Below are 21568 nucleotides of genomic sequence, written 5' to 3' on the forward strand. Positions count from 1 at the left end.
CCGCAGTGGCACCGGCCGCCAGCAATTGCGCTGCGCGCACCCTGCCTGGGCATAATGGGCGCACGAAGGATCACACCGGCACTCGAAAGGGATGGGTATGAATCACTCTCGTCACGGCGACGCGGCATCGAACGAAGGCACGCTCTATGTGTGCCCCATGCACCCGGAGATCCGCCAGAACCATCCGGGCCGCTGCCCGAAGTGCCAGATGCATCTGGTGCTGGAAGAACAGGCGCACGCTCAGTCGGCGCATGCGCATGGCGGTCATGGCGCGCACCGGCCGCAGCATCACGACCACGATCACAGTAAGCACCGCGCGGGCAGCGACGAACACGGCGGCGTAGCTGCCCAGCCGACAGCAGCCGCCCCTATGGACGCTACCGTCGACGTTCTCGCCGACACGATCTACACCTGCCCCATGCATCCCGAGATCCGCCAGGATCGCCCCGGGAACTGCCCCAAGTGCGGCATGACGCTGGAGCCCCTTATCCCGCTGGATGAGGAGGACAACAGCGAACTCAACGACTTCCAGCGCCGCTTCTGGTGGACGCTGCCCCTGACCCTCATCGTGGCCGTGATGGCCATGTTCGGCCATCGCATGGGTTGGTTCGACATGGCGACCCAGAGCTGGCTGGAGTTGGCGCTGTCGCTGCCGGTCGTGTTCTGGACCGGCTGGCCGTTCTTCGTGCGCGGCTGGCAGTCGCTCGCGCATCGCAGCCCCAATATGTGGACGCTGATCAGCCTGGGCACGGCCGCGGCATTCATCTACAGCGTGGTCGCCACGCTGGCGCCGGACGTGTTCCCGGACTCCTTCGTATCGATGGGGCGCGTGGCGGTGTACTTCGAAGCCGCCGTGGTCATCATTTCGCTGACCATGCTGGGGCAGATCCTGGAGCTGAAAGCGCGTTCGCAGACATCCGCCGCAATCAAGGCCCTGCTCGGGCTGGCGCCCAAGACGGCGCGGCGCATCAACGCCGACGGCAGCGAGGAAGACGTGCCGCTGAACCACGTGCATGTGGGCGACCTGCTGCGCGTGCGTCCCGGCGAGAAGATTCCGGCGGACGGCACCGTCACCGAAGGCCGCAGCGCCGTGGACGAATCCATGCTCACCGGCGAGCCCGTACCCGTCGGCAAGTGCGAAGGCGACAAGCTGATCGGCGCCACGCTCAACACCAGCGGCACCCTGGTGATGCGCTCGGAGAAGGTAGGTTCCGCCACCATGCTGGCGCAGATCGTGCAGATGGTCGCCAACGCCCAACGTTCCAAGGCGCCCATGCAACGCATGGCGGACGTGGTGGCGGGCAAGTTCGTCGTCGCCGTGGTGTTGGTGGCGATCTCCACACTGCTGGTGTGGGGCTTTTTCGGGCCGGAACCCAGCTGGGTGTATGGCTTGATCAACGCCGTCGCCGTGCTCATCATCGCCTGCCCCTGCGCGCTGGGACTGGCTACGCCCATGTCGGTCATGGTGGCCACGGGCCGCGCCGCAGCGCAGGGCGTGCTGTTCCGCGACGCTGGCGCGATCGAGAAGATGCGCGAGGTGGACACGCTGATCGTGGACAAGACCGGCACCCTGACCGAAGGCAAGCCAGCCTTCGACACCGCGATCGCGGCGCCGGGATACACGTCCGACGAAGTGCTGCGCCTGGCGGCCAGCCTGGACCAAGGCAGCGAACATCCGCTGGCCGACGCCATCGTCAGCGCGGCGCGCGCGCAGGGCCTGGCGCTTGCCAAGGCGGAGGACTTCGACTCCGGCAGCGGCATAGGCGTGCGTGGCACGGTGGAAGGCAAGCGCCTGGCGCTGGGCAACACCGCCCTGATGGAACAGGAAGGCGTGCAGGTCGACGCCCTGCGCGCGGACGGCGAACGCCTGCGCGGCGAAGGCGCCAGCATCATGCACCTGGCCGTGGACGGCAAGTTCGCCGGCATCCTGGCGGTCACCGATCCCATCAAGCCCAGCACGCACGAAGCGATCCAGAACCTGCACGACAGCGGCCTGCGCATCGTGATGGCAACGGGCGACGGCCTCACCACCGCCCGCGCCGTCGGCGCCGCGCTGCGCATCGACGAAGTGCATGGCGAGGTCAAGCCGGCCGACAAGCTGGCGCTGGTGGAAAAGCTGCAAAAGGACGGCCACGTGGTGGCGATGGCGGGCGACGGCATCAACGACGCCCCCGCGCTGGCGCGAGCCGACGTAGGCGTAGCCATGGGCACGGGCACCGACGTAGCCATGAACAGCGGCCAGGTGACCCTGGTCAAGGGCGACCTGCGCGGCATCGCCGCCTCGCGCCAGATCTCGATCGACACCGTGCGCAACATGCGGCAGAACTTGATGTTCGCCTTTGTCTACAACGGAATCGGCGTGCCGATAGCGGCGGGCCTACTGTATCCGTTCACGGGCTGGCTACTGTCGCCGATGATCGCGGCGCTGGCGATGAGTTTGAGTTCGGCTTCGGTGATATTCAATGCGTTGAGGTTGCGATAAGCGCCCGATCTACCCATTCCAGATCGGGTCATCCCTCCAGCCCTGTGGAAAACCCAAATCTGCCGGCGTAATGGCCGCGTGCGTCCGAAACGACTCCAGCAAGCGTACCGGCCATTCGTCACGACTATCAACTACCTTTGAAAGCAATCGCATTACGACCGCAAGGCAGTAATAGCTTTGCGGGTCGTTGAAGTGCGCTGCAGCCCGGTTGTACACGGCAGGCCGGAAAACAAAGCGACGATTCCACACCCGCCCATGGTGAGCGCAGATATTGCGCAACAAGGTCAGTGCGTGCAGCCATGACTCGACTAGAGGAACGGTCAGGCCGAATGCTTTCGCTACGACCTTTTTTGGATTGGGATGCGCACAATCTGCCTTTTGCAGATACTTGTAAAGTTGCGACCATTTGCCAAAAGACAAACACTCCGCCATCAACCAACTGGGCGGCAGCAAGGGCTCTGTGTAGGTCTCGAAGTAATGCTGGGCGAACAAGTCCCTGGAGCGGCGCGTCTCGCGCTCGACAGTTCCAAGAAAGTTGCCGAGTGGAAATGGTTCCGGCCGACTGCCATGCCCCGGCGCATGCCCCAAAACCTGAGCAGGGTGATTCAGATACCAGAACGGCCCATACTGCATGGACATCTGATTACTCATGACGGTCCGCACGGCCACCTCGATCTGTTCGAGCTGGCCAAGAGTGATACGCCGAAGGACGCGATCAAACTCATAGCGGACGATAACGTCTTCGAAACTCACCCCAGGCAGAAACATGCGTCCAGCTGGCGTGGGCGTCATGAGAGACAGCGCATAACCTCGCAGACGAAAATAGCCGACAAAGCTCAACGCACGCTCGGCATCCCCAACGTTAGAAACCGTCAGGCCTTTTCCTCGCCAGCGGGCAAGCAGGTCAGCGTTAGACAGCGGGAGTTTGGCGTACTTCACGACAAATTTCCCGCAGAAATGAGAAACCCGCCCTGGGAGCACTGTGCCTGCGTTCGCGCACGGGCCTGAAGTGTGGCGGGTGTTGTTAAGCGCAGTATACCCAGAGGCCCGCCAATGGCAACGCTTCCTCTTCCGATATAAGACCGATACACAGGCCTTTGCTTCCCCAGTTGCATACGCTTCCCTGACCGTTGCGCGATTCCAGCAATTCTGGCGCCGCATCGACAATGCACACAACAGCGTATGGGACGTTTTCAGCCTATAAGATGCCTCCGCTCAGACGCTTTGTTCCGACAGGTGGGTACATATCAACATTTACCTAGTTTTTGGAGCTCTCACCCAACCGCGCCAGCGTCCTCTCCACCACCCTGTCGCAATCATCCCCATCGAACTCAAACAAGCTCTTTTCCACCACTCCCACATCCCGCGCCAGCGACTCGCGCAGCAAGGCATTGGCGCGGAAGTGGCGGCTGCGGACGGTGGCTTCGGGAATGCCCAGGCAATGCGCCGTTTCCTCGACCGAAAGTTCCTCGACCGAGCGCAACACGAACACGGTGCGGAACGAGACCGGCAAGGCGTCCAGCCGCGCTTCCAGCAAACCTCTGAGTTCGGCGCGAGCGGCGGCGTGGTAGGGGGGATTGAAGTCGTTGATGGTCATCGCATCAACCTCTTTCTCTATGTCGTCGGCGATGGGGAACAGCGCCTCGCGGCGGCTGTGCTTGCGCAGCCGGCCATAGCATTCGTTGAGCAGGAGCCGCGACAGCCAGGTGAACAGCGTCGATTCGCCGCGGAACGCCGCCATGTGCCGATAGGCCGCCAGGTAGGTTTCCTGCAAGGCGTCCTCGGCATCGGCGTCGTTGCGCAGGGTGGCGCGCGCCAGGCGGTAGAGCCGCCGGTTGTGCCGCCGCATCATCAATTCGAATGCGGTCTGCTCGCCCGCCGCGATGCGATGCGCGAGCGCCAGATCTTCATCCTCGGCCGGCGTTGCCGCCAGCGCCGCAAGTGCAGTCATGAGTCTGACCTCCGCCGTGCGTCATTGCGCAATCAAGGTGCCCTGCATCGTCGGATGAAACAGGCAGGCATAGGCGTTGCTGCCTGCCTCTTTCACAGTGTAGGTCCAGGATGCGCCGGCGGCGATCACTCCTGAATCGAACGCCTTGGAAACCGCAGTGGCGGTGTGCGGGACCAGGTCCTTGTTGATCCATGTCACCTTGTCGCCCCGCTTGACGGTCAGCGTGGCGGGCCTGAACTGCATTCCTTCTATGGTCACGACATGTTCGGCCAGTTGGGTGCCAGTGGGGCGTTGCTGGGCGGCCGCGCCCCCGCCCGCCAACGCCAGGCTGGCGCATAACGCGGCCAGACCGGCGCGCCCGTGCGCGGAAAGTAAGCGGGTATCAGCCACCGTTAAGCCTCTTTTGCAGTGATTTGGCATGTTCCAGGTGCGCAATGAAGGCCGGCCGCACCTTGACCAGCAGGGCCTTCAAATCCGCGTTGTGCGCGCCGGGAATAAGGGTCGTGTCCAGCGCCTGGATCACAGCCTCGTGATAGGCCACTTCATGGTCCACATATGCCTTGTCGAACGCAGCGCCGCTCATGCCCTTGAGCGCGGCGAGGTTCTTGTCCCCGCCCTGCTGCAGGCTGTCGCTGGTCGCGTTCGGTTCGGGCTTGACCTTGAGCTTCTGCACCAGCTCGCCAGCCGACTTGTTGACCGCGGAATGATCGGTCACCATCAGCGTGGCGAAGTCGCGGACCTCCTTGTTGCCGGTCTTGTCCTGCGCCAGCTTGCCGGCGTCGATGTCGACCTGGTTGGCCACCACCACGATGGCCGCTATCTGCGGATCCGTCGGCCCGTTGCCGTGGGCAAATACCCCGCAGCTCACCAAGGCCAGCGCATAGAACCATCTTGCTTGAATCGCTTTCATCTCATCCCCCGAAGCCATGGATGCAGGCGCGGCCGGAATAGCCAGGAATCTTGCCTGCTTATGGGGTTGGATGTCGCGAAAACGCGCCGCGTTCCGGCGCGGGACAACGAAGGGTTCAGCCCACCGGCACCGCCATGCCGTACTTGGCGCGGTTCAGCACCACCAGCGTGGAAAAGCGCTTGACGTTGGGATTGCCCCAAAAATTGCGCTGGGCGAAGGTTTCGTATTCGGCCATGTCGCGCATGGTGATGGTCAGGACGAAGTCCACCTCGCCCGTCACCGACAGGCACTGCATGATTTCCGGCGCGGACTGCATGGCGCGCTTGAACTGGTCGAGCTTGTCGGCGCGTTCGCTCTCCAGCGTCACCAGTACGACCATCATGATGCCCCGGCCCACGGCAGCAGGGTCGACCACGGAAACGTCGCCCAACACCACCTTGGACTCGCGCAGCCGCTTCATGCGGCGCAGACAGGACACCGGCGACAGGTTCACGCGCTGCGCGACTTCCTGGCTGGTGCGCTGGTTGTCTTCCTGCATGCTTTGCAGGATCTGGAGGTCGAAATCGTCTAGTTCCATCAGGGTCTCGGAACGGCTGGAAGCGGACCGGAAGAGGCCCGCCGATAGATTCTAAGCCCGGCGGCGCCTGAATCCGGCCCCATTTTGACGGGAAACTTCATTTCCGCACCCCGCGATGCAGGAATTATTCAGCCGGCTTGCTTACACTGGGAGCCCTCTGCCCGCGCCGCGGGTACGTCCGCCCCCCCGTATCATGCCGTCACTCCAGCTTTTCCTGCTGTTCCTCGCCGCCGACGCGGCGCTCAAACTCACGCCCGGCCCCGACATGGCGCTGACCTTGTCCCGGGGCATGACGCAGGGCTTCCGGCCCGCCTTCCACAGTGTCCTGGGCAACGTCGCCGCCGGCTTCATCCAGGTGCCGGCAGTGGTGCTGGGCCTGGCTTCGGTGCTGCAGGCGTTCCCGTCGTTGTTCATGGGCATCAAGGCCGCGGGCGGCGTGTACCTGGGCTACCTGGGCATCAAGGCCATCGTCCGCTGCGCGCGTTCGGCCGACGTGTCGCTGGCAGCCCGCCCCGGAGACGCGCGCGACGCGTTCTGGCAGGGCTTCACGACGAACCTGCTGAACCCCAAGGTGCTGCTGTTCATGATCGCCTTCCTGCCGCAGTTCACCACGCCGGACAACGGGCCGGTGTGGATCCAGATGCTGGTGCTGGGCGTGACGATGAAGGTGCTGAGCCTGCCCTACGGCAGCTGCTTCGCCTATGGCGCCTCGCGCATCCGCGGCTGGGTAGGGCGCAATCCCTGGTTCCTGCGGATGCAGCAGGGCCTGCTCGGCGCCGTCATGCTGGGCCTGGCGCTCTACGTGCTTTATTCCACCGCCGAACACCTGGCGCCCTGAACCGCCCGCCGTCCCGTACGTATCCTGTCTTTCCGCCATTGCCATGACCGCCGCAACCCTGAACACCGGACGCAACGCCTCGTCCTCCACCCTGCTCCCCATCCTGTCGTTGATCGGCGCGATGGCCTCGCTATGCGTCGGCACCTCGTTCGCCAAGTCGCTCTTCCCGATGGTGGGCGCCCAGGGCACGACCGCCTACCGCATCGCCATCGGTGCGCTGATCCTGGTGGCGATCTGGCGTCCGTGGCGCTTTCCGCTGACCCGCCGGGCGGCGGCCAAGATCGCGCTGTACGGGGTGACGCTGGCCTGCATGAACCTGCTGTTCTACATGGCCTTGCGCACCCTGCCGCTAGGCGTGGCCATCGCCATCGAATTCATCGGACCGCTGACGCTGGCAGTGGCGCTGTCGCGGCGCGCCATCGACTTCGTCTGGATCGGCTGCGCCATCGCCGGCCTGGTGCTGCTGATTCCCACGGGACAATCGGTGCATGACCTGGACCCCGTTGGGATCGCCTTTGCGCTGGGCGCGGCGGTGTGCTGGGCGCTCTACATCATCTTCGGCAAGATGGCGGGCAATGTGCATGGCGGGCAGGCCACCTCGCTCGGGCTGACCGCGGCAACGCTGGTGGCGCTGCCCATAGGCGCGGCGCACGCCGGCGCGGCATTGCTGGATCCGACCCTGATCCTGGCCGGCATCGCGGTAGGCATACTGTCCAGCGCCCTGCCCTATTCGCTGGAAATGGTGGCGCTGCGGCGCCTGCCGCAGAAAACCTTCGGCGTGCTGCTCAGCATGGAGCCCGCCATGGGCGCGCTGGCCGGCGTGATCGTGCTGAATGAGCAGTTGTCACAGACGCAATGGCTGGCCATCTGCGGCATCATCGTGGCTTCCGCCGGCTGCGCGGCCACCGCCCGCCGGCAAAATACCGCCCCCACGCCCGCGCCGGACTGAGCGCGGACGGACGCCGCCGCCACGGCCCGCGCGCGTTTCAGCCGAATCCCACCTCGCGCTGGGGCGGCGCCAGCGGGTCGAAGTCTTCCCAGTGGTTATTGCGCCAGCGGCCGTTGGCGTGTTCCACGTCGGCGCCGCCGGCATCGCGCAGGATGCGGCATGCGAGCATTTCGCGTTGCGGGCGCGTGCGCACGGCAACCATCACGCCGGCCTGCCGGATCTCGGCATGGGAATCGGGATTGAAGTGGCCGTGCAGGGTGCTGCCGTGGCCCGTGACCCAGAGCGCGCCGAAGAGCGATCCGAGATAGGCGCCCACCCCTGCGGCGGCCAGAATCAGCGGCGTGGAGTCGCTTATTTCCGACATCACGAACCCGCCAAACACCGCGAAACCGGCACCCACGCCACCTGCGCCCAGGAAGGCGCCGATATCGGCGCGCCCCGAGTCCGGATCGGAGCGGCGGTCGCCGCCCAAGGGGTAGCGGCCATGTTCGCCGGCCGGATTGACGTAGAAGGTGTTGATGTCCCAGCCAGGAAAACCATTGGCGGACAGGCGCTCGGCCGCGGCGTGCGCCGCTTCGAAGCCCTCGAATCGGGCTGCTACGATCAGAGACATGATGTGCTCCTTGCCCGGGCTGCCGGACAGGATGTACGTGCCTTTATCGTACGCCCGCGTCGCCTCCGCGAACTTGCCGGTTACACCTTGCCGCGGCTGTTACCACCCGCCTTCAATTGGCCGAAATGTTCTTGCTCCGGATCACCGCGCCCCAGCGCTCGTATTCCTTGCGCGCATAGTCCGCGAAGGCTTGCGGCGTGCTGCCGGTGGGCTCCATGCCTTGCAGTTTCAGTTGCTCGGCCACTGCCGGCGAGCGCAAGGCCTGGGCGATGGCCTGGCTGAGTTTCTCGACCACGGGAGCCGGCGTGCCGGCGGGCGCGACCACGCCCTGCCAGGCGGCGGCCTCGAACGCCGGGCCGCCCGCCTCGGCGAAGGTCGGCACCTGCGGCAATTGCCCGGAACGCTGCGCGGCCGGCACCGCGATGGCACGCAGCTTGCCTGCCTGGATCAGCGGACGCGCGGCGGCCAGATCAGCCATCATCATCGGCACCACGCCAGACGCCACATCCTGCAAGGCGGGCGGCGTGCCCTTGTAGGGTATGGCCGTGGCCCGGCCCTGGATGGTATCCAGGAACAGTTCCATGGCCAGGTGATGCGGGCTGCCCACGCCCAGGGACGCATAGCTGCCCGGCGTGTCGCGCTTGAGGTACGCCGTCACGTCCGCCAGCGTGTGCATCGAGGAATCGGGCGACACCACCAGCACGATGGGCAGCGCCACCAGCGTGGAGACGGGCGTCAGATCCTTCGCCGGATCGTAAGGCAGCTTCTGGTACAGCCAGGGATTCAGCGCCAGCGTGCTCATCCCGGCCGTCAGCAAGGTGTAGCCATCGGGCGCGGCGCGCGCGGTCTCCTGCGCGGCGACGATGGTGGCGGCGCCCGGACGGTTTTCCACCACCACCGGCTGCCCCAACGCGTCGCCCACATGCTTGGCGACGACGCGAGTGGCGATATCGCTGCCGCCGCCTGCGCTGAACGGCACCAGCCAGCGGATCGGATGATCAGGAAACTCCGCCGCCGCAGCCATGCCCGGAGCGACCGCCACCCCGACCAGCGCCGTCGCCAGCAAGGCGCCCTGCAAAATGCCTTTGAACATGTCGCGCTCTCCTCGCCTGCCTATTTATTTAACATATTAATGATTAATTATCGGACCCGGAACGTCGGCGCACATCACCGGAAAAACCCGGAGTTTCGCCAGGCACGCAAGACTCAGGTACGGGCCGCAGCCAGCCAGCGCAAGCCGGCCGAAGTGCCGGCGGCCGGACGGTATTCGCAGCCGATCCAGCCGCTGTACTGCAGTTCGCGCAGCACGCTGAAGACCCAGCCGTAATCCAGTTCGCCCCGGTCGGGTTCCTGGCGCAGCGGCACGCCGGCGATCTGCAGATGGCCGACCCGCCCCGTTGGCAGGTATTCGCGCAGCTTCATGGTGACGTCGCCTTCGACGATCTGGCAGTGGTAGAGATCCATCTGCACTTTCAGATTGGACGCATTGACCGCCTGCACCACGGCATGCGCCTCATCCTGGCGGTTCAGGAAGTAGCCGGGTATGTCGCGGGTGTTGATGGGTTCGATCAGCACGGTAACGCCGGCCGAGCGCGCCTGGCGCGCAGCCCAGTCCAGGTTCTCGCGATAGCAGTCCAGCATGGCCTCGCGCGAGGTGTCAGGCGCAACCAAGCCCGCCATCACATGGAGGTTCGGGCAGGCCAACGCCGTGGCGTAGGACAGCGCCTGTTCAATCCCCGCCCGAAATTCCGCCTGCCGCCCCGGCTGCGCGGCCAGGCCGCGATCGCCGCGAGCGGCCACGCCGGGCGGCGCATTGAAGAGCACCTGCGTCACGCCGGCCGCATCCATGCGCTCGCGCACGAAGGCGGCCGGGGCCTCGTAGGGAAACATGCATTCCACGCCGGCGTATCCGTCCGCCGCGGCGGCCGCATAGCGGTCCAGGAACGCGTGTTCCGTGTACATCATCGAAAGATTGGCGGCGAACTTCAACATGGCGGGCTCCGGACCGGGCGGCATGGCTGGAAATTAGCACATGCGCCCGCCCCGCCATCGCCGCTGCCGCGGCGCGCACCCGATCAGACGCCGAAGTCGGGCGCCGGATGCAAAGTCAGGCGCGGGCCAGCCTTGAGCAACTGGCTCGGGACATCGTGCCCCACCAGCGCGGGCAAGGTCGCCGATGCGCCGAGTATGGCGTCCAGGTCCACGCCAGTGTCGTAGCCCATCAGTTCCAGCATGTGCACCAGTTCTTCCGTGCAGACATTGCCGCTGGCGCCCGGCGCGTACGGGCAGCCACCCAGACCGCCCAACGAGGCGTCGAAGCGGTCGATGCCCGCCTCGATGGCCGTCAGGGTATTGGCCAGCGCCATGCCGCGCGTATTGTGGAAATGCATGGTGGCGGTCAGCCCGGGAAACAGCTTGCGGACCTCGCGGCCGATCTTGCCGACCTGCGTGGGATAAGCCATGCCGGTGGTGTCGCACAGCGTCACGCCGTCCACCCCCAGCGCCGCGAAGCGCCCCACCAATTCGAAGACGTCGAAGGCATTGATGTCGCCTTCCATCGGGCAGCCGAACACGGTGGACAGCGACACGTTGATGGCGACGCGGCTGCCGCGCACCGCGTTGACCACGTCGCTCAACTGTTCGAACGACTGCTCCCGCGTCATGCGCAGATTGGCGCGGTTGTGGGTCTCGCTGACGGACATCACCAGGTTAACCTCATCCACCTGACACTCCAGCGCCCGCTGCGCACCGCGCACATTGGGCACCAGCACCGTGTAGACGACGTCCGGATTGCGCTCGATCTCGTGCATCACGATCTCTGCGTCGCGCAGGGCCGGAATCGCCTTGGGCGAGGTGAAGGACGTCGCCTCGATCTTGGCGAAGCCGCTGGCCGACAGCCGGTTGATGAAGGCGATCTTGTCCTGCGTTTCAATGAACTGCTTTTCGTTCTGGAAGCCGTCGCGCGGCGCGACCTCCTGGATGTACAGCCGCGGGCGGCTGGCGTTGGTTCCGGGGTTGTTCACATTCATGGCCGCACTCCTCAGATGATGCCGCGCTCGCGCCAGTCCTGGCGCTGCGCCTCGACTATGCCCAGGCCGGCCAGCACTTCGTCGGTGTCCTGGCCCAAGGCGGGCGCCGGACTGCGCACCTCGCCGGGGGTTTCCGACAGCTTGGGCACGATGCCCGGCACCTGCACCGGCGTGCCGTCCGGGAGCGCGCCGTCCAGGATCATGCCGCGTGCCCGGTAGTGCGGGTCGGCCGCGATGTCGGCCACGTCATAGATCTTGCCGGCGGGAATCTGCCCGTCGTTCAGGCGCTCCAGCACCAGGTCCAGCGGATGCTGGCCGGTCCATTGCGAAATCGCGTCGTCCAGCATGACCACGTGCTTCACGCGCCCGGCGTTGTTCGCCAGTTCCGACGCCTCGGCCAGGTCGGGCCGGCCGATCACGCCCATCAGGCGCTTGAAGATGCTGTCGCCATTGCCGGCGATCAACACGTACTTGTTGTCCTGGCAACGGTAGGCGTTGCTGGGCGCGATGCCCGGCAGGCTGCTGCCCGCTGGCTGGCGGATCTCGCCGAACACCGAGTATTCGGGCAGCAGGCTTTCCATCATGTTGAAGACCGACTCGTACAACGCCACATCGATCATCTGGCCCGTGCCGTTCTGGTCGCGCGCACGCAGCGCCAGCAGGATGCCGATGACGCCGTGCAGCGCCGACAGCGAATCGCCGATCGACACGCCCACGCGCACCGGGGTGCGGTCCGGCTCGCCGCTCAGGTGCCGCAGGCCGCCCATGGCTTCGCCGATGGCGCCAAAGCCCGGCAAGTCGCGGTAGGGACCTGTCTGGCCGTAGCCCGACACGCGCAGCATCACCAGACGTGGATTGATGGCACGCAGTTCTTCCCAGCCCAGCCCCCAGCCTTCCATGGTGCCGGGCTTGAAGTTCTCGACCACCACGTCAATGTCCTTGACCAGGGTCCGTATCAGGTCTTGCGCCTCGGGCTTGCGCAGGTCCAGGCTGACCGACTTCTTGTTGCGCGACTGCACCTGCCACCAGACGGAGGTGCCGTCATGGATCAGGCGCCAGTTGCGCAGCGGATCGCCCTTGCCGGGCGGTTCGATCTTGATGACCTCGGCGCCGAATTCGCCCAGCATCTTGGCGGCGAACGGTCCGGCGATCAGTTGGCCCAACTCCAGCACTCGGATGCCGCTCAATGGTTTGGATGACATGATTGCCTCGTCAGCTCTTGTGTTTTCCCAGATAGGCCTCGCGCACGCGCTCACTGGCCAACAACTCCTGGCCCGTGCCCTCCATCACGATGGAGCCCACTTCCAGGACATATGCGCGGTCGGAGATCGCCAGCGCCTGATTGGCCATCTGCTCAACCAGCAAAATCGTCATGCCGCGCTCCTTCAGCGACTTGATGATCTTGAAGATCTCGGCCACGATCAGCGGCGCCAGCCCCAGCGACGGTTCGTCCAGCATCAGGATGCGCGGCTTGCTCATCAGGGCGCGGCAGATGGCCAGCATCTGCTGTTCCCCGCCCGACAGGGTTCCTGCGTACTGCGCGCGGCGCTCTTTCAGACGCGGGAACATCGCATAGCAGTGTTCGATCTCCGCGGCCAGCTCGGCGGGCGATTCCTTGCGCAGGAACGCGCCCAGCATCAGGTTGTCGTGGACCGTCTGGTCGGGGAACACCTGGCGTCCTTCCGGCACGTGCGCGATGCCCAGCCCCACGCGCTTGTGCGCGCTGATTCCGCCCAGGTCCTGACCGGCGAAAGTAATGTCGCCGGTAGATTTTTCGATGCCCGACAGCGCGCGCATCATGGTGCTCTTGCCCGCGCCGTTGCCGCCGATGATGGTCACGATCTCATTCGTGTCCACGTGCAGCGACACCTGCTTCAGGGCATTGACGGCGCCATAGCTGACCGCCAGATTCTTGATGTCCAGTAAACGGCTCATTGCTGTCTCCTATGCCGGCGCGCCCAGGTAGGCTTCGATGACCTTCGGATTCTCCTGGATGTGGTTCGGCAGGCCGGAGGCGATCTTCACGCCGTAGTCCAGCACGACGATATGATCGGAAATGGCCATGACCAGGTCCATGTGGTGCTCGATCAGCAGAATGGTCAGGCCCATGTTCTTCAGCTTCACAATCAGGTCCGTGAGCTGGTCGGTTTCCGCGGGGTTCAGGCCGGCGGCGGGCTCGTCCAACAGCAGCAGGTCCGGCATGGCCGCCACCGCACGGGCGATTTCCAGGCGGCGCTGCAGACCATAGGGCAGGCTGTTGGCGGCATCGTCCGCGTAGCGGTCCAGTTCGAAGAACTTGAGGATGGCGTAGGCCTGGCGGCGGATGCGCCGCTCTTCGGCCAGGCTGCCCGGCAGACCCAGCAGATTGGAGAAGAAGCTCGACTTCTGCACCCGGTAGAAGCCCACCATCACGTTCTCCAGAGCGCTCAGCCCGTCGAACAGCTTCAGGTTCTGGAACGTACGGCCGATACCCGAGGCAGCGATCTCGTTGGGCGACAAGCCCACCATCTGCCGGTTCTTGAAGCGGATGCTGCCGGCATCCGGCACCACCAGGCCCGACAACAGGTTCAGGGTGGTGGTCTTCCCGGCGCCATTAGGGCCGATCAGCGACACCACGGAACCCTGTTGCAGCGTGAACGACACCTTGTTGGTCGGCACCACGCCGCCGAAGGCCTTGTACAGATCCTTCACTTCCAGGAAGCCGGACGCCGCGCCGCCGCGATTGGCCGGTGGAGCCGGCGTCCAGTCGGCAGCGCCTGCGTCGGCGGCCAGCGCCTCGCGTTGGCCGCGCTTGGGCAGCACCTTGGCCAACAGGCCCGCCAGTCCTTCCGGCATGGCGTACAGCGCGAACAGCAGGATCAGGCCGTAGGCGAAATGCTGCACTTCCGGCCAGCGCGCCAGCATGGCGTCTATCACCGTCAGCACCACTGCACCCAGGAACGAGCCTGCCGGCGTGCGGCCGCCGAACAGCACCAGCACCAGGAAGAACACCGACAGGTTGAAGTTGACGAAATCCGAGTTGATGTACTGGTTCTGCTGCGCCACCAGGCCGCCCGCGATGCCGCAGGTGATGGCGCTGATGGCGAAGGCCAGGATCTTGAAGCGGTAGACGCTGATGCCCACGCTCTCGGCCGCAATCTCTGACGTGCGCACTGCGGCAAAGCCGCGGCCGAAACGGCCGTTCAACAACAGCGATGTCATGGCGTGCAGCGCCAGGCCCAACACCACGACCACCACCACCCACTGGCGGCTGTCCAGCGTGGCGCCGCCGAAGGTCAGGCCGGTAATGCCATAGAAGCCTTCCTGGCCCTTGAATACGTCGGTCCATTCCGACACGATCTTTTCGATCAACAGGCCGAAGGCGATGGTCACCATCGCCAGGCTTGGCCCCTTGACCTTCAGCGCCGGAATCGCAATCACCACGCCGAACACCGCGGACACGACCGCGGCGCAGGCCAGCGCGAGCCAGGGATCGACCTGGTAGTTCACCGTCAGGAGCGCCACTGTGTAGGCGCCCACGCCGAACAGGCCGGCGTGGCCCAGCGACTTCTGGCCGGTCTGGCCGACCAGAATATTGAAGCCCGTGGCAGCGATGTAATAGACCCCGATGTTGAACAGGATCAGCAGATAGAAGTCATTCAAGCCCGAATAGGCGTAGCCGATGGCAAGCGCCGCGATGACCAGGGGAATGAGAATTTTGGAGAGCTTCATACTTTCTCCGCATGCACGCGGCCCAGAATTCCGGCCGGGCGGAAATACAGCACCACGATGATCAACGCGAACACCGCGATCTCGCGCAGGTTCGAATACCAGAGACCGATCAGCGATTCCAGCAGCCCGATCAGGAAGCCGCCGAAAATGCAGCCCCGCGGATTCTCCAACCCGCCCAGGATCGCGGCCGAAAAGGCCTTGAGCGACAACAGCGTGCCCACGAACACCGAGGCGGTCGCGATCGGCGCAACCATCACGCCCGCGATCGCGGCCAGCGCCGAACTGATCGCGAACACGGCGATCGCCACCGCGTTGGCATTGATGCCCATCAGGCTGGCGGCGGTCTTGCTGAACGCCACCGCGCGCACCGCCTTGCCCATCTTGGTCTTGTGCAAAGCCCAGTCAAACACGATCATCAGCACCAGCGTGGTGCCGAACACCAGGATTTCCTGCGGCCGCACGCCGGTACCCAGGACCGTAATGATGCCCTCGCCCAATGGCGAAGCCACCGCGATGGGCGCCGGGCCCCAGACCAGCAGCGCCAGGTTCTGGATGATGATGCCGAAGCCTATGGTGCTCATCACCCAGGACAGGCCCGCCTCGCCCACGAAGTGGCGGATGGCGGTGATGTAGAGCACGTAGCCCAGCAGGCTCAGTACCAGCATGGCGGCCAGCAGGGCGAACAGGAACGTGCCCCAGGTCACGTCCTCCGGATTCGGAAACCCGATCAGCTTGCCCTGGCTGACCAGCAGGATGGCGCTGATGCCGATCAGTCCCGCCAACGCCAGGAATGCGCCCTGTCCGAAGTTGAAGGTCTTGGTCGTGGTGTACGTGATGCTGAACCCGAACGCGACCAGGGCGTAGACGCTGCCCATGGCCAGCCCGCTCAAGATGGCTTGTAGTATTTGCATGCTGGATGCCCCCCTATTGACGACTCCCCGGCGCGTACTGCCGCGCCGGGGAGAGATCTTTCTCGTTACCGCGGCGCCTTACAGCTTCAGGTCTTCCGGCTTGATCGCGCGGGTGTACTCATCGTCGACCGTGACCACCTTGCCGTCGATCCAGCGCACCAGGCGGAAATCCTTCACCGACAGCGCTTCGTGGTTCTCCGCGGTGAACGGCTTCTCGTAGGTCTTGATGACACCCTTGGCCTGAGCCAGGTTCTGCAGCGCGGCCTGCACGGCCTCGCCTTCGGTCGACTTGGCTTGTTCCATCGCGGCGGCGATGAGCTTGACCGAGTCATACGCCTGCGCGGCCATGACGTAGGTCGGCACGCGGCCATCGCGCTTCATCAGCGTGTCGTACAACGCCTTGGACTGGGGCGAGGAGTCCTCGGTGATCGACGCCGTGAAGATCATCTTGCTGGCCAGCTCCGGGCCGGCAATACGCAGGAACGGCGAGCTCAGGTTGGCCCAGGAGGCCAGCGTGGTCGGGAAGTAGCTGATCTTTTCCAGGCTGCGCATGACGTGCGCATTGGAGTCCGCCAGCGCGTAGACGATCAGCGTGTCGGCGCCCGAACTCTTGATCTTGTTCAGCTGCGACGACATGTCCGTGTCCTTGGGACCGAACTTCTCGTTGGCCACGGGCGTGATCTTGTGCAGGGCCAGGATCTCGACCGCATCCTTGGCGCCTTGCTGGCCGTAGCCGGTGGTGTCGGCAATGATGGCGACCTTGCCGTTCTTGCTGGCGCGCGCGGCATAGGCCGCCAGCAGCGCAATCTGGTCGCGGTCGCGCATGGAGACGCGGAACACGTAGTTCGGCGGCGACTTCGCGTAGCGGCCGGTGATGTCGGTGGCAGTGGCCACCGGCGAGATCGTCGGGATCTTCTTCTGCTGCACCAGGTGCAGCCAGGCCAGCATGTTGCCGGAGTTGACGCCGCCCAGCATGGCGTTGACCTTGACGTTGTCGACCAGCTCGTTGGTGTTCTGGATGGCCTTGGGAGGCGCGCCCACATCGTCGCGTTCGACGATGACGACCTTCTTGCCCAGCACGCCGCCGGCCGCGTTCAACTCATCGGCCGCCTGACGCGCGCCAGCCAGCGCGGAAATGCCGAAGTCCGCCGAACCGGTGGCCGACATGTCGCTGTTGAAGCCGATCTTGATGTCGTCGGCCAGCGCGGTGCCGCTGGCGCCCACAAGCGCCGCCGCCATCAGCAGGGACTTCATCGTCTTGGGAAAATGCTTGAAGTACATCTTGTCTCCTTCTGGATCACTCTGGTGACCGCTGATTGGCAATTCAGGATTGTTTGATAAGGTCGGCGGCCTTGTTGCCGATCATCATGGTGGCCGCGCAGATGTTGGCCGACGGCATGGCTGGCATCACCGAAGAATCGATGACGCGCAGATTGGCGATGCCGTGCACCCGCAGCTGGGGGTCGACCACCGCATACTTGTCATCAGCCTGGCCCATGCGGGCCGTGCCGTTGACGTGATAGGACGACACGCCATAGCGGCGCGCGAAGTCCAGCAATTCGGAATCGGATTCGCATAGCGGGCCGGGCAGGACTTCGCTGTCGAAATACGGCGACAGGGCCTGCGAACGCAGCAGTTGACGAGCCAGGCGGATGCCGCGCACCAACGTCATCTGGTCGCGCTCGTTCTCCAGGTAATTGGCGAGGATCACGGGATCCTGCAGCGGATCCGCCGAGCGGATGTGCACCTGCCCGCGGCTCTCGGGCCGGTGCTGCCAGACGCCCGCGGTCATGCCGGGGAAGTCGTCCAGCATGCCCACATAGCCTTCCTTGTAGCTGGCGGGCGTGAACACACCTTGCAGGTCGGGCAGTGCCAGGTCCGGCGTGGACTTCCAGAAATAATGCAGCAGCGACGGGCTCAGCGCCATGATGCTGGGACGCTTCATCATCCAGCGACTGATCTGGCCGGCCAGGCTCAAGCCCTTGACCAGCTGGTTCATGGTCTGGCTGTTCTTCACGCGCGCCACGACCCGCACCGAGTAGTGATCGCTCAGGTTCTCGCCCACGCCCGGCAGGTCGCGGACCACGTCGATGTTGTGCTGGCGCAGCAATTCCGCCGGACCCAGGCCCGACAGCTGCAGCAGCTTGGGCGTGTTGATCGCGCCGCAGGATACGATCACCTCGCGGCGCGCGCGCACCGCGCGGACCCGTGAGGGATGAGCCGGATGGCAATAGGCCACGCCAGCGGCCTTGCCGCCGTCGAACAGGATGCGCGTCGCCTGCGCGTAGGTGCGCACTTCCAGGTTCTTGCGACCCATGGCCGGCTTGAGGAAGCACTTGGCCGTGCTCATGCGCCAGCCACGGTCGATTGTGCGCTGGAAGTAGCCCACGCCGGCCTGATCCGCGCCGTTGTAATCGGGATTGCGCGGAATGCCCTGCTCCACGGCGCCGGCGATGAAGGCCTCGCACAGCGGATGGATCCAGTCTATGTCCGTGACCGGCAGCTCGCCCTTGCGGCCGCGGTAGCGGTCGTCGCCGCCCACGCGCCGCTCCATGGACTTGAAGTACGGCAGCACCTCGTCGTAGGACCAGCCGGTGTTGCCAAGCGCGGCCCAATGATCGAAGTCGGCCGCCTGGCCGCGGTTGTAGACCAGGCCGTTGATGGAGGTCGAACCACCCAGGGTGCGGCCCTGCGGAATCGGCACGCGCCGGCCATTGGTCTGCGCCGTACCCTCGCTGGAAAACTGCCAGGCGTACTTCTTGTTGAATACCGCCTTGATGAAACCAGCAGGAATGTGCAGATAAGGGCTGCGATCCGGCGGGCCGGCCTCCAGCACGCAGACCGTGGAGCCGTCCGCGCTCAGGCGGTTGGCCAGGATGGAACCGGCCGCGCCGGATCCCACGATCACGTAATCGAATTGGTCCGCGTCGCGGAGAGAAGGCTGTGCTTGGCTCATGTCTGGATCCGCGTACGTCAGGGAATCGCGTTGAACGACTTGCCGGCAAGGCAGACGTACTTGATTTCCAGGAACTCCTCGATGCCGTACTTGGAGCCCTCGCGGCCCACGCCCGACTCCTTGATGCCGCCGAAAGGCCCGACCTCGTTGGATACGGCGCCGGTATTCACGCCGACAATGCCGTACTCCAGCCCTTCCATCATGCGCCAGACCCGTTCCAGGTTGGCGGTGTAGAAATACGCCGCCAGACCCGAGGCGCTGTCGTTGGCGCGCGCCAGCACCGCGGCTTCGGATTCGAATGTGCTGATCCCCACCACTGGGCCGAAGATCTCCTCGTGCGCCAGTTCCATGGCGTCGGTGATGCCGGCAATCAGGGTCGGTTCATACAGCAAGGTTCCCGACTCGCGCAGCTTGCCGCCCGCCAGGAGGCGCGCGCCGCGCGCGGTGGCGTCGTCCACCAGGCGCGCCACCTTGTCCACGGCGCGCTGGTCGATCAGCGGTCCTTGGGTGACGCCCTCTTCCAGCCCGCTGCCCACCTTCATGCGACGCATTTCCGCCAGCAGCTTGTCATTGAAGGCATCGGCGACGCTGGCATGGACGTAGACGCGGTTGGCGCATACGCAGGTCTGGCCCGCGTTGCGGAACTTGGACAGCACCAGGCCTTGCACGGCTTCGTCCAGATCGGCGTCCTCGAACACGATGAAGGGCGCGTTGCCGCCGAGTTCCAACGACAGCTTCTTGATGTTGGAAGCGCTTTGCTGCATCAGCAGGCGACCGGTCTGGGTTGACCCGGTGAAGGTCAGCTTGCGCACCGCCGGGTTCTGCGTCAATTCCGTGCCGATGGGCGCGGGGTCGCCGATGACCACGTTGAGAACGCCGGGCGGTATGCCGGCCTGCTCGCCCAGCCAGGCCAGCGCCAGCGCGGTAAACGGCGTCAGCTCGGACGGCTTGAGCACCACCGTGCAGCCGGCGGCCAGCGCCGGGCTGACCTTGCGCGTGACCAGGGCCGAAGGAAAGTTCCAGGCGATGATGGCGGCGCACACGCCCACAGGCTGGCGGATGGCCAGCATGCGCTGGTCGCCGCGGGTGTGGGGCAGCACGTCGCCATAGACGCGCTTGGCCTCTTCGGCGAACCATTCGACGAAGGACAGCGCGTAGTTGAGTTCGCCGCGGGCCTCGGCCAGCGGCTTGCCCTGTTCCAGGGTCAGCAGCAGCGCCAGGTCGTCGGCGTGCGCCTCGATCAGCGCATGCCACTTGCGCAGGATGGCGCCACGCTCTTTGCCCGTCTTGGCCCGCCAGGCCGGCAGCGCGTCATCGGCTGCCGCGATGGCGCGGGCGGTCTCGGCCTGGCCCAGGTTGGGTACCGTGCCCAGCACGCTTGCATCGAAAGGATTGCGCACCGTGATGGTGGCGCCATTGTCGGCGTCGCACCAGGTGCCGCCGATGTAGGCCTGCTGCCGCAGCAGCTGGCTATTCTGCAGATTCATTTGTCTCGCACTCCATCCATCATGCTCCGCACGGTCCACGCTGGGGGTCGGACGGAATTTTTTGGGGAGGATAGCCCCGGCGCCCGCCTGTGCAACAGCAGTCATTAGCGATGCCGCCATCGTCATCCGCGATGACAAACCCGTGCATGGCTACAATGAGCCATCTCGTCCGCTTTCCCGTCCGTCCCGCCATGCGCCTCGATCCCACCTCCCTCAAGCTATTCATCAGCGTGGTCGAGCAAGGCACCATCGCCGCGGCGGCCGAACACGAGCACATCGCCGCGGCGGCCATCAGCAAGCGGATCAGCGAACTGGAAGAGAACCTCAAGATCCGGCTGCTCATCCGCACCAACAAGGGCATCCGCCCCACGCCGGCCGGCATCGCGCTGTCCACCATGGCGCGGCGCGCCTTGCACGAACTCGATGAAATCTCGGTGCACATGCGCGATTACTCGCGCGGCCTGCGCGGCTTCATCCGGGTGCACGCCAATATTTCCGCGATAACCCAGTTCTTGCCCCAGGACATCAAGCTCTTCCTGAACGACTACCCCAACGTGCAGGTCGATCTGGAAGAGAAAATCACCTCGACCATCATCAAATCAGTGGCCGAAAACGCAGCCGATGTGGGCATCTTCTCGGGCACGGCGCCGGACCACGATGTAGAGATTCTTCCCTACCGGGAAGACACGCTCGCCCTGGTCGTGCCCGCCGACCACCCCCTGCAGGACAAGCCGGGCTTCCGCTTCGCCGAAGCGCTGGAACATGATTTCGTCGGCTTGCACCGCGGCAGCGCCATCAACCGCATCCTGTCCAACGCAGCCAGCGACGAAAAAAGAAACATCCAGCTCAAGGTGCAGGTCACCGGTTTTGACGCGTTGTGCTTCATGGTGAACTCGGGGCTGGGCATAGGCGTGCTGCCGCTGGACATCGCACGCCGCTACTCGGTCATGTTCGACATCCGCATCATTCCGCTGACCGAGGCCTGGGCGCGACGCCAGATCCAGATCTGCGTGCGCTCTTTCGACGCCCTGCCCACGGCCGCCAAGCTCTTCGTCAACCACCTGAGCAAGCGCCAGCCCTGAATTGGCGTGAGAGCCGCTCCCGACCTCGATTCCCGGGCAAAAAAAAGCGGAGACGGAATGACCGTCTCCGCT

20 protein-coding genes are annotated in these 21568 nt (G+C 65.0%); 4 read left to right on the forward strand and 16 right to left on the reverse strand.

The features are described from left to right. The first annotated feature begins 97 nt into the window (after window positions 1-97). Window positions 98-2482 carry a copper-transporting P-type ATPase gene (locus AC6LKD_RS27100; protein WP_498117965.1) on the forward strand — a complete coding sequence of 795 codons (2385 nt, stop codon included), beginning with the start codon at window positions 98-100 and terminating at the stop codon, window positions 2480-2482. Window positions 2483-2491: 9 nt separating this feature from the next. Here AC6LKD_RS27100 and AC6LKD_RS27105 read toward each other — a convergent pair whose 3' ends face one another. The 5 genes from AC6LKD_RS27105 to AC6LKD_RS27125 form a co-directional block, all read right to left on the reverse strand. Further along, entirely contained in the window at window positions 2492-3421 is a 930-nt protein-coding gene (locus AC6LKD_RS27105; RefSeq protein WP_492274060.1) for an Abi family protein, read from the reverse strand. A gap of 319 nt (window positions 3422-3740) precedes the next feature. Continuing rightward, complete coding sequence (locus tag AC6LKD_RS27110) at window positions 3741-4433, reverse strand: RNA polymerase sigma factor (protein ID WP_492274059.1); 693 nt, start codon at window positions 4431-4433, stop codon at window positions 3741-3743. A gap of 21 nt (window positions 4434-4454) precedes the next feature. Beyond that, the gene (locus AC6LKD_RS27115; RefSeq protein ID WP_492274058.1) at window positions 4455-4823 is read right to left on the reverse strand and encodes a cupredoxin domain-containing protein; all 369 of its coding nucleotides are present in this window, start codon (window positions 4821-4823) and stop codon (window positions 4455-4457) included. Then, window positions 4816-5343, reverse strand: a complete 528-nt coding sequence (locus tag AC6LKD_RS27120) for a DUF4142 domain-containing protein (protein ID WP_492274057.1) — start codon at window positions 5341-5343, stop codon at window positions 4816-4818. Before AC6LKD_RS27120 ends, AC6LKD_RS27115 begins: the two co-directional genes overlap by 8 nt. A 115-nt stretch (window positions 5344-5458) precedes the next feature. Continuing rightward, window positions 5459-5920 carry an Lrp/AsnC family transcriptional regulator gene (locus AC6LKD_RS27125; protein ID WP_013396567.1) on the reverse strand — a complete coding sequence of 154 codons (462 nt, stop codon included), beginning with the start codon at window positions 5918-5920 and terminating at the stop codon, window positions 5459-5461. 193 nt (window positions 5921-6113) lie between these two features. On the opposite strand from AC6LKD_RS27125, the gene AC6LKD_RS27130 reads away from it, so the two are divergent. Together AC6LKD_RS27130 and AC6LKD_RS27135 are read left to right on the forward strand one after the other, a co-directional pair. After that, window positions 6114-6758 (forward strand): LysE family translocator, encoded by a 645-nt coding sequence (locus AC6LKD_RS27130; protein ID WP_498117966.1) that lies wholly within the window; start codon window positions 6114-6116, stop codon window positions 6756-6758. Between the two features lie 43 nt (window positions 6759-6801). Then, window positions 6802-7707 carry an EamA family transporter gene (locus AC6LKD_RS27135; RefSeq protein ID WP_498117968.1) on the forward strand — a complete coding sequence of 302 codons (906 nt, stop codon included), beginning with the start codon at window positions 6802-6804 and terminating at the stop codon, window positions 7705-7707. Window positions 7708-7744: 37 nt separating this feature from the next. Here AC6LKD_RS27135 and AC6LKD_RS27140 read toward each other — a convergent pair whose 3' ends face one another. From AC6LKD_RS27140 to AC6LKD_RS27190, 11 genes are all read right to left on the reverse strand, one after another. Continuing rightward, window positions 7745-8320 carry a hypothetical protein gene (locus AC6LKD_RS27140; RefSeq protein ID WP_498117969.1) on the reverse strand — a complete coding sequence of 192 codons (576 nt, stop codon included), beginning with the start codon at window positions 8318-8320 and terminating at the stop codon, window positions 7745-7747. Window positions 8321-8432: 112 nt separating this feature from the next. Further along, window positions 8433-9413 carry a Bug family tripartite tricarboxylate transporter substrate binding protein gene (locus AC6LKD_RS27145; RefSeq protein WP_498117970.1) on the reverse strand — a complete coding sequence of 327 codons (981 nt, stop codon included), beginning with the start codon at window positions 9411-9413 and terminating at the stop codon, window positions 8433-8435. Window positions 9414-9526: 113 nt separating this feature from the next. Further along, window positions 9527-10312: a 2-oxo-tetronate isomerase gene (gene otnI / locus AC6LKD_RS27150; protein WP_498117971.1), complete on the reverse strand. Its 786-nt coding sequence runs from the start codon at window positions 10310-10312 to the stop codon at window positions 9527-9529. 83 nt (window positions 10313-10395) lie between these two features. Next, window positions 10396-11349 (reverse strand): hydroxymethylglutaryl-CoA lyase, encoded by a 954-nt coding sequence (locus tag AC6LKD_RS27155; RefSeq protein WP_013396573.1) that lies wholly within the window; start codon window positions 11347-11349, stop codon window positions 10396-10398. Between the two features lie 11 nt (window positions 11350-11360). After that, complete coding sequence (locus AC6LKD_RS27160; RefSeq protein ID WP_498117972.1) at window positions 11361-12551, reverse strand: CaiB/BaiF CoA transferase family protein; 1191 nt, start codon at window positions 12549-12551, stop codon at window positions 11361-11363. Between the two features lie 10 nt (window positions 12552-12561). Further along, complete coding sequence (locus AC6LKD_RS27165) at window positions 12562-13284, reverse strand: ABC transporter ATP-binding protein (RefSeq protein WP_492274053.1); 723 nt, start codon at window positions 13282-13284, stop codon at window positions 12562-12564. A 9-nt stretch (window positions 13285-13293) separates the two neighbouring features. After that, on the reverse strand, window positions 13294-15060 hold the full coding sequence (locus tag AC6LKD_RS27170) for a branched-chain amino acid ABC transporter ATP-binding protein/permease (protein ID WP_013396576.1): 1767 nt from the start codon (window positions 15058-15060) through the stop codon (window positions 13294-13296). Then, window positions 15057-15971, reverse strand: a complete 915-nt coding sequence (locus tag AC6LKD_RS27175) for a branched-chain amino acid ABC transporter permease (RefSeq protein WP_080551115.1) — start codon at window positions 15969-15971, stop codon at window positions 15057-15059. Before AC6LKD_RS27175 ends, AC6LKD_RS27170 begins: the two co-directional genes overlap by 4 nt. A 78-nt stretch (window positions 15972-16049) precedes the next feature. Then, window positions 16050-17252, reverse strand: coding sequence for an ABC transporter substrate-binding protein (locus tag AC6LKD_RS27180; RefSeq protein ID WP_498117973.1), 1203 nt, complete (start codon window positions 17250-17252; stop codon window positions 16050-16052). Window positions 17253-17295: 43 nt separating this feature from the next. After that, entirely contained in the window at window positions 17296-18927 is a 1632-nt protein-coding gene (locus tag AC6LKD_RS27185) for a GMC family oxidoreductase (protein ID WP_498117974.1), read from the reverse strand. A 17-nt stretch (window positions 18928-18944) separates the two neighbouring features. After that, complete coding sequence (locus AC6LKD_RS27190) at window positions 18945-20414, reverse strand: NAD-dependent succinate-semialdehyde dehydrogenase (RefSeq protein WP_498117975.1); 1470 nt, start codon at window positions 20412-20414, stop codon at window positions 18945-18947. Between the two features lie 191 nt (window positions 20415-20605). Here AC6LKD_RS27190 and AC6LKD_RS27195 point away from each other — a divergent pair, with 191 nt between their 5' ends. After that, window positions 20606-21496: a LysR family transcriptional regulator gene (locus AC6LKD_RS27195; RefSeq protein ID WP_492274605.1), complete on the forward strand. Its 891-nt coding sequence runs from the start codon at window positions 20606-20608 to the stop codon at window positions 21494-21496. Window positions 21497-21568 lie beyond the last annotated feature (72 nt).

The sequence above is a fragment of the Achromobacter sp. D7-1 genome, from assembly GCF_059760445.1.

What these genes read in the sequence shown, in the direction of transcription:
- AC6LKD_RS27100 (WP_498117965.1), top strand. Translation starts at nt 98, where the DNA reads ATGAATCACTCTCGTCACGGCGACGCGGCATCGAACGAAGGCACGCTC.
- AC6LKD_RS27110 (WP_492274059.1), bottom strand. Translation starts at nt 4,433, where the DNA reads ATGACTGCACTTGCGGCGCTGGCGGCAACGCCGGCCGAGGATGAAGAT.
- AC6LKD_RS27120 (WP_492274057.1), bottom strand. Translation starts at nt 5,343, where the DNA reads ATGAAAGCGATTCAAGCAAGATGGTTCTATGCGCTGGCCTTGGTGAGC.
- AC6LKD_RS27125 (WP_013396567.1), bottom strand. Translation starts at nt 5,920, where the DNA reads ATGGAACTAGACGATTTCGACCTCCAGATCCTGCAAAGCATGCAGGAA.
- AC6LKD_RS27130 (WP_498117966.1), top strand. Translation starts at nt 6,114, where the DNA reads ATGCCGTCACTCCAGCTTTTCCTGCTGTTCCTCGCCGCCGACGCGGCG.
- AC6LKD_RS27135 (WP_498117968.1), top strand. Translation starts at nt 6,802, where the DNA reads ATGACCGCCGCAACCCTGAACACCGGACGCAACGCCTCGTCCTCCACC.
- AC6LKD_RS27140 (WP_498117969.1), bottom strand. Translation starts at nt 8,320, where the DNA reads ATGTCTCTGATCGTAGCAGCCCGATTCGAGGGCTTCGAAGCGGCGCAC.
- AC6LKD_RS27145 (WP_498117970.1), bottom strand. Translation starts at nt 9,413, where the DNA reads ATGTTCAAAGGCATTTTGCAGGGCGCCTTGCTGGCGACGGCGCTGGTC.
- otnI (WP_498117971.1), bottom strand. Translation starts at nt 10,312, where the DNA reads ATGTTGAAGTTCGCCGCCAATCTTTCGATGATGTACACGGAACACGCG.
- AC6LKD_RS27155 (WP_013396573.1), bottom strand. Translation starts at nt 11,349, where the DNA reads ATGAATGTGAACAACCCCGGAACCAACGCCAGCCGCCCGCGGCTGTAC.
- AC6LKD_RS27160 (WP_498117972.1), bottom strand. Translation starts at nt 12,551, where the DNA reads ATGTCATCCAAACCATTGAGCGGCATCCGAGTGCTGGAGTTGGGCCAA.
- AC6LKD_RS27165 (WP_492274053.1), bottom strand. Translation starts at nt 13,284, where the DNA reads ATGAGCCGTTTACTGGACATCAAGAATCTGGCGGTCAGCTATGGCGCC.
- AC6LKD_RS27170 (WP_013396576.1), bottom strand. Translation starts at nt 15,060, where the DNA reads ATGAAGCTCTCCAAAATTCTCATTCCCCTGGTCATCGCGGCGCTTGCC.
- AC6LKD_RS27175 (WP_080551115.1), bottom strand. Translation starts at nt 15,971, where the DNA reads ATGCAAATACTACAAGCCATCTTGAGCGGGCTGGCCATGGGCAGCGTC.
- AC6LKD_RS27180 (WP_498117973.1), bottom strand. Translation starts at nt 17,252, where the DNA reads ATGTACTTCAAGCATTTTCCCAAGACGATGAAGTCCCTGCTGATGGCG.
- AC6LKD_RS27185 (WP_498117974.1), bottom strand. Translation starts at nt 18,927, where the DNA reads ATGAGCCAAGCACAGCCTTCTCTCCGCGACGCGGACCAATTCGATTAC.
- AC6LKD_RS27190 (WP_498117975.1), bottom strand. Translation starts at nt 20,414, where the DNA reads ATGAATCTGCAGAATAGCCAGCTGCTGCGGCAGCAGGCCTACATCGGC.
- AC6LKD_RS27195 (WP_492274605.1), top strand. Translation starts at nt 20,606, where the DNA reads ATGCGCCTCGATCCCACCTCCCTCAAGCTATTCATCAGCGTGGTCGAG.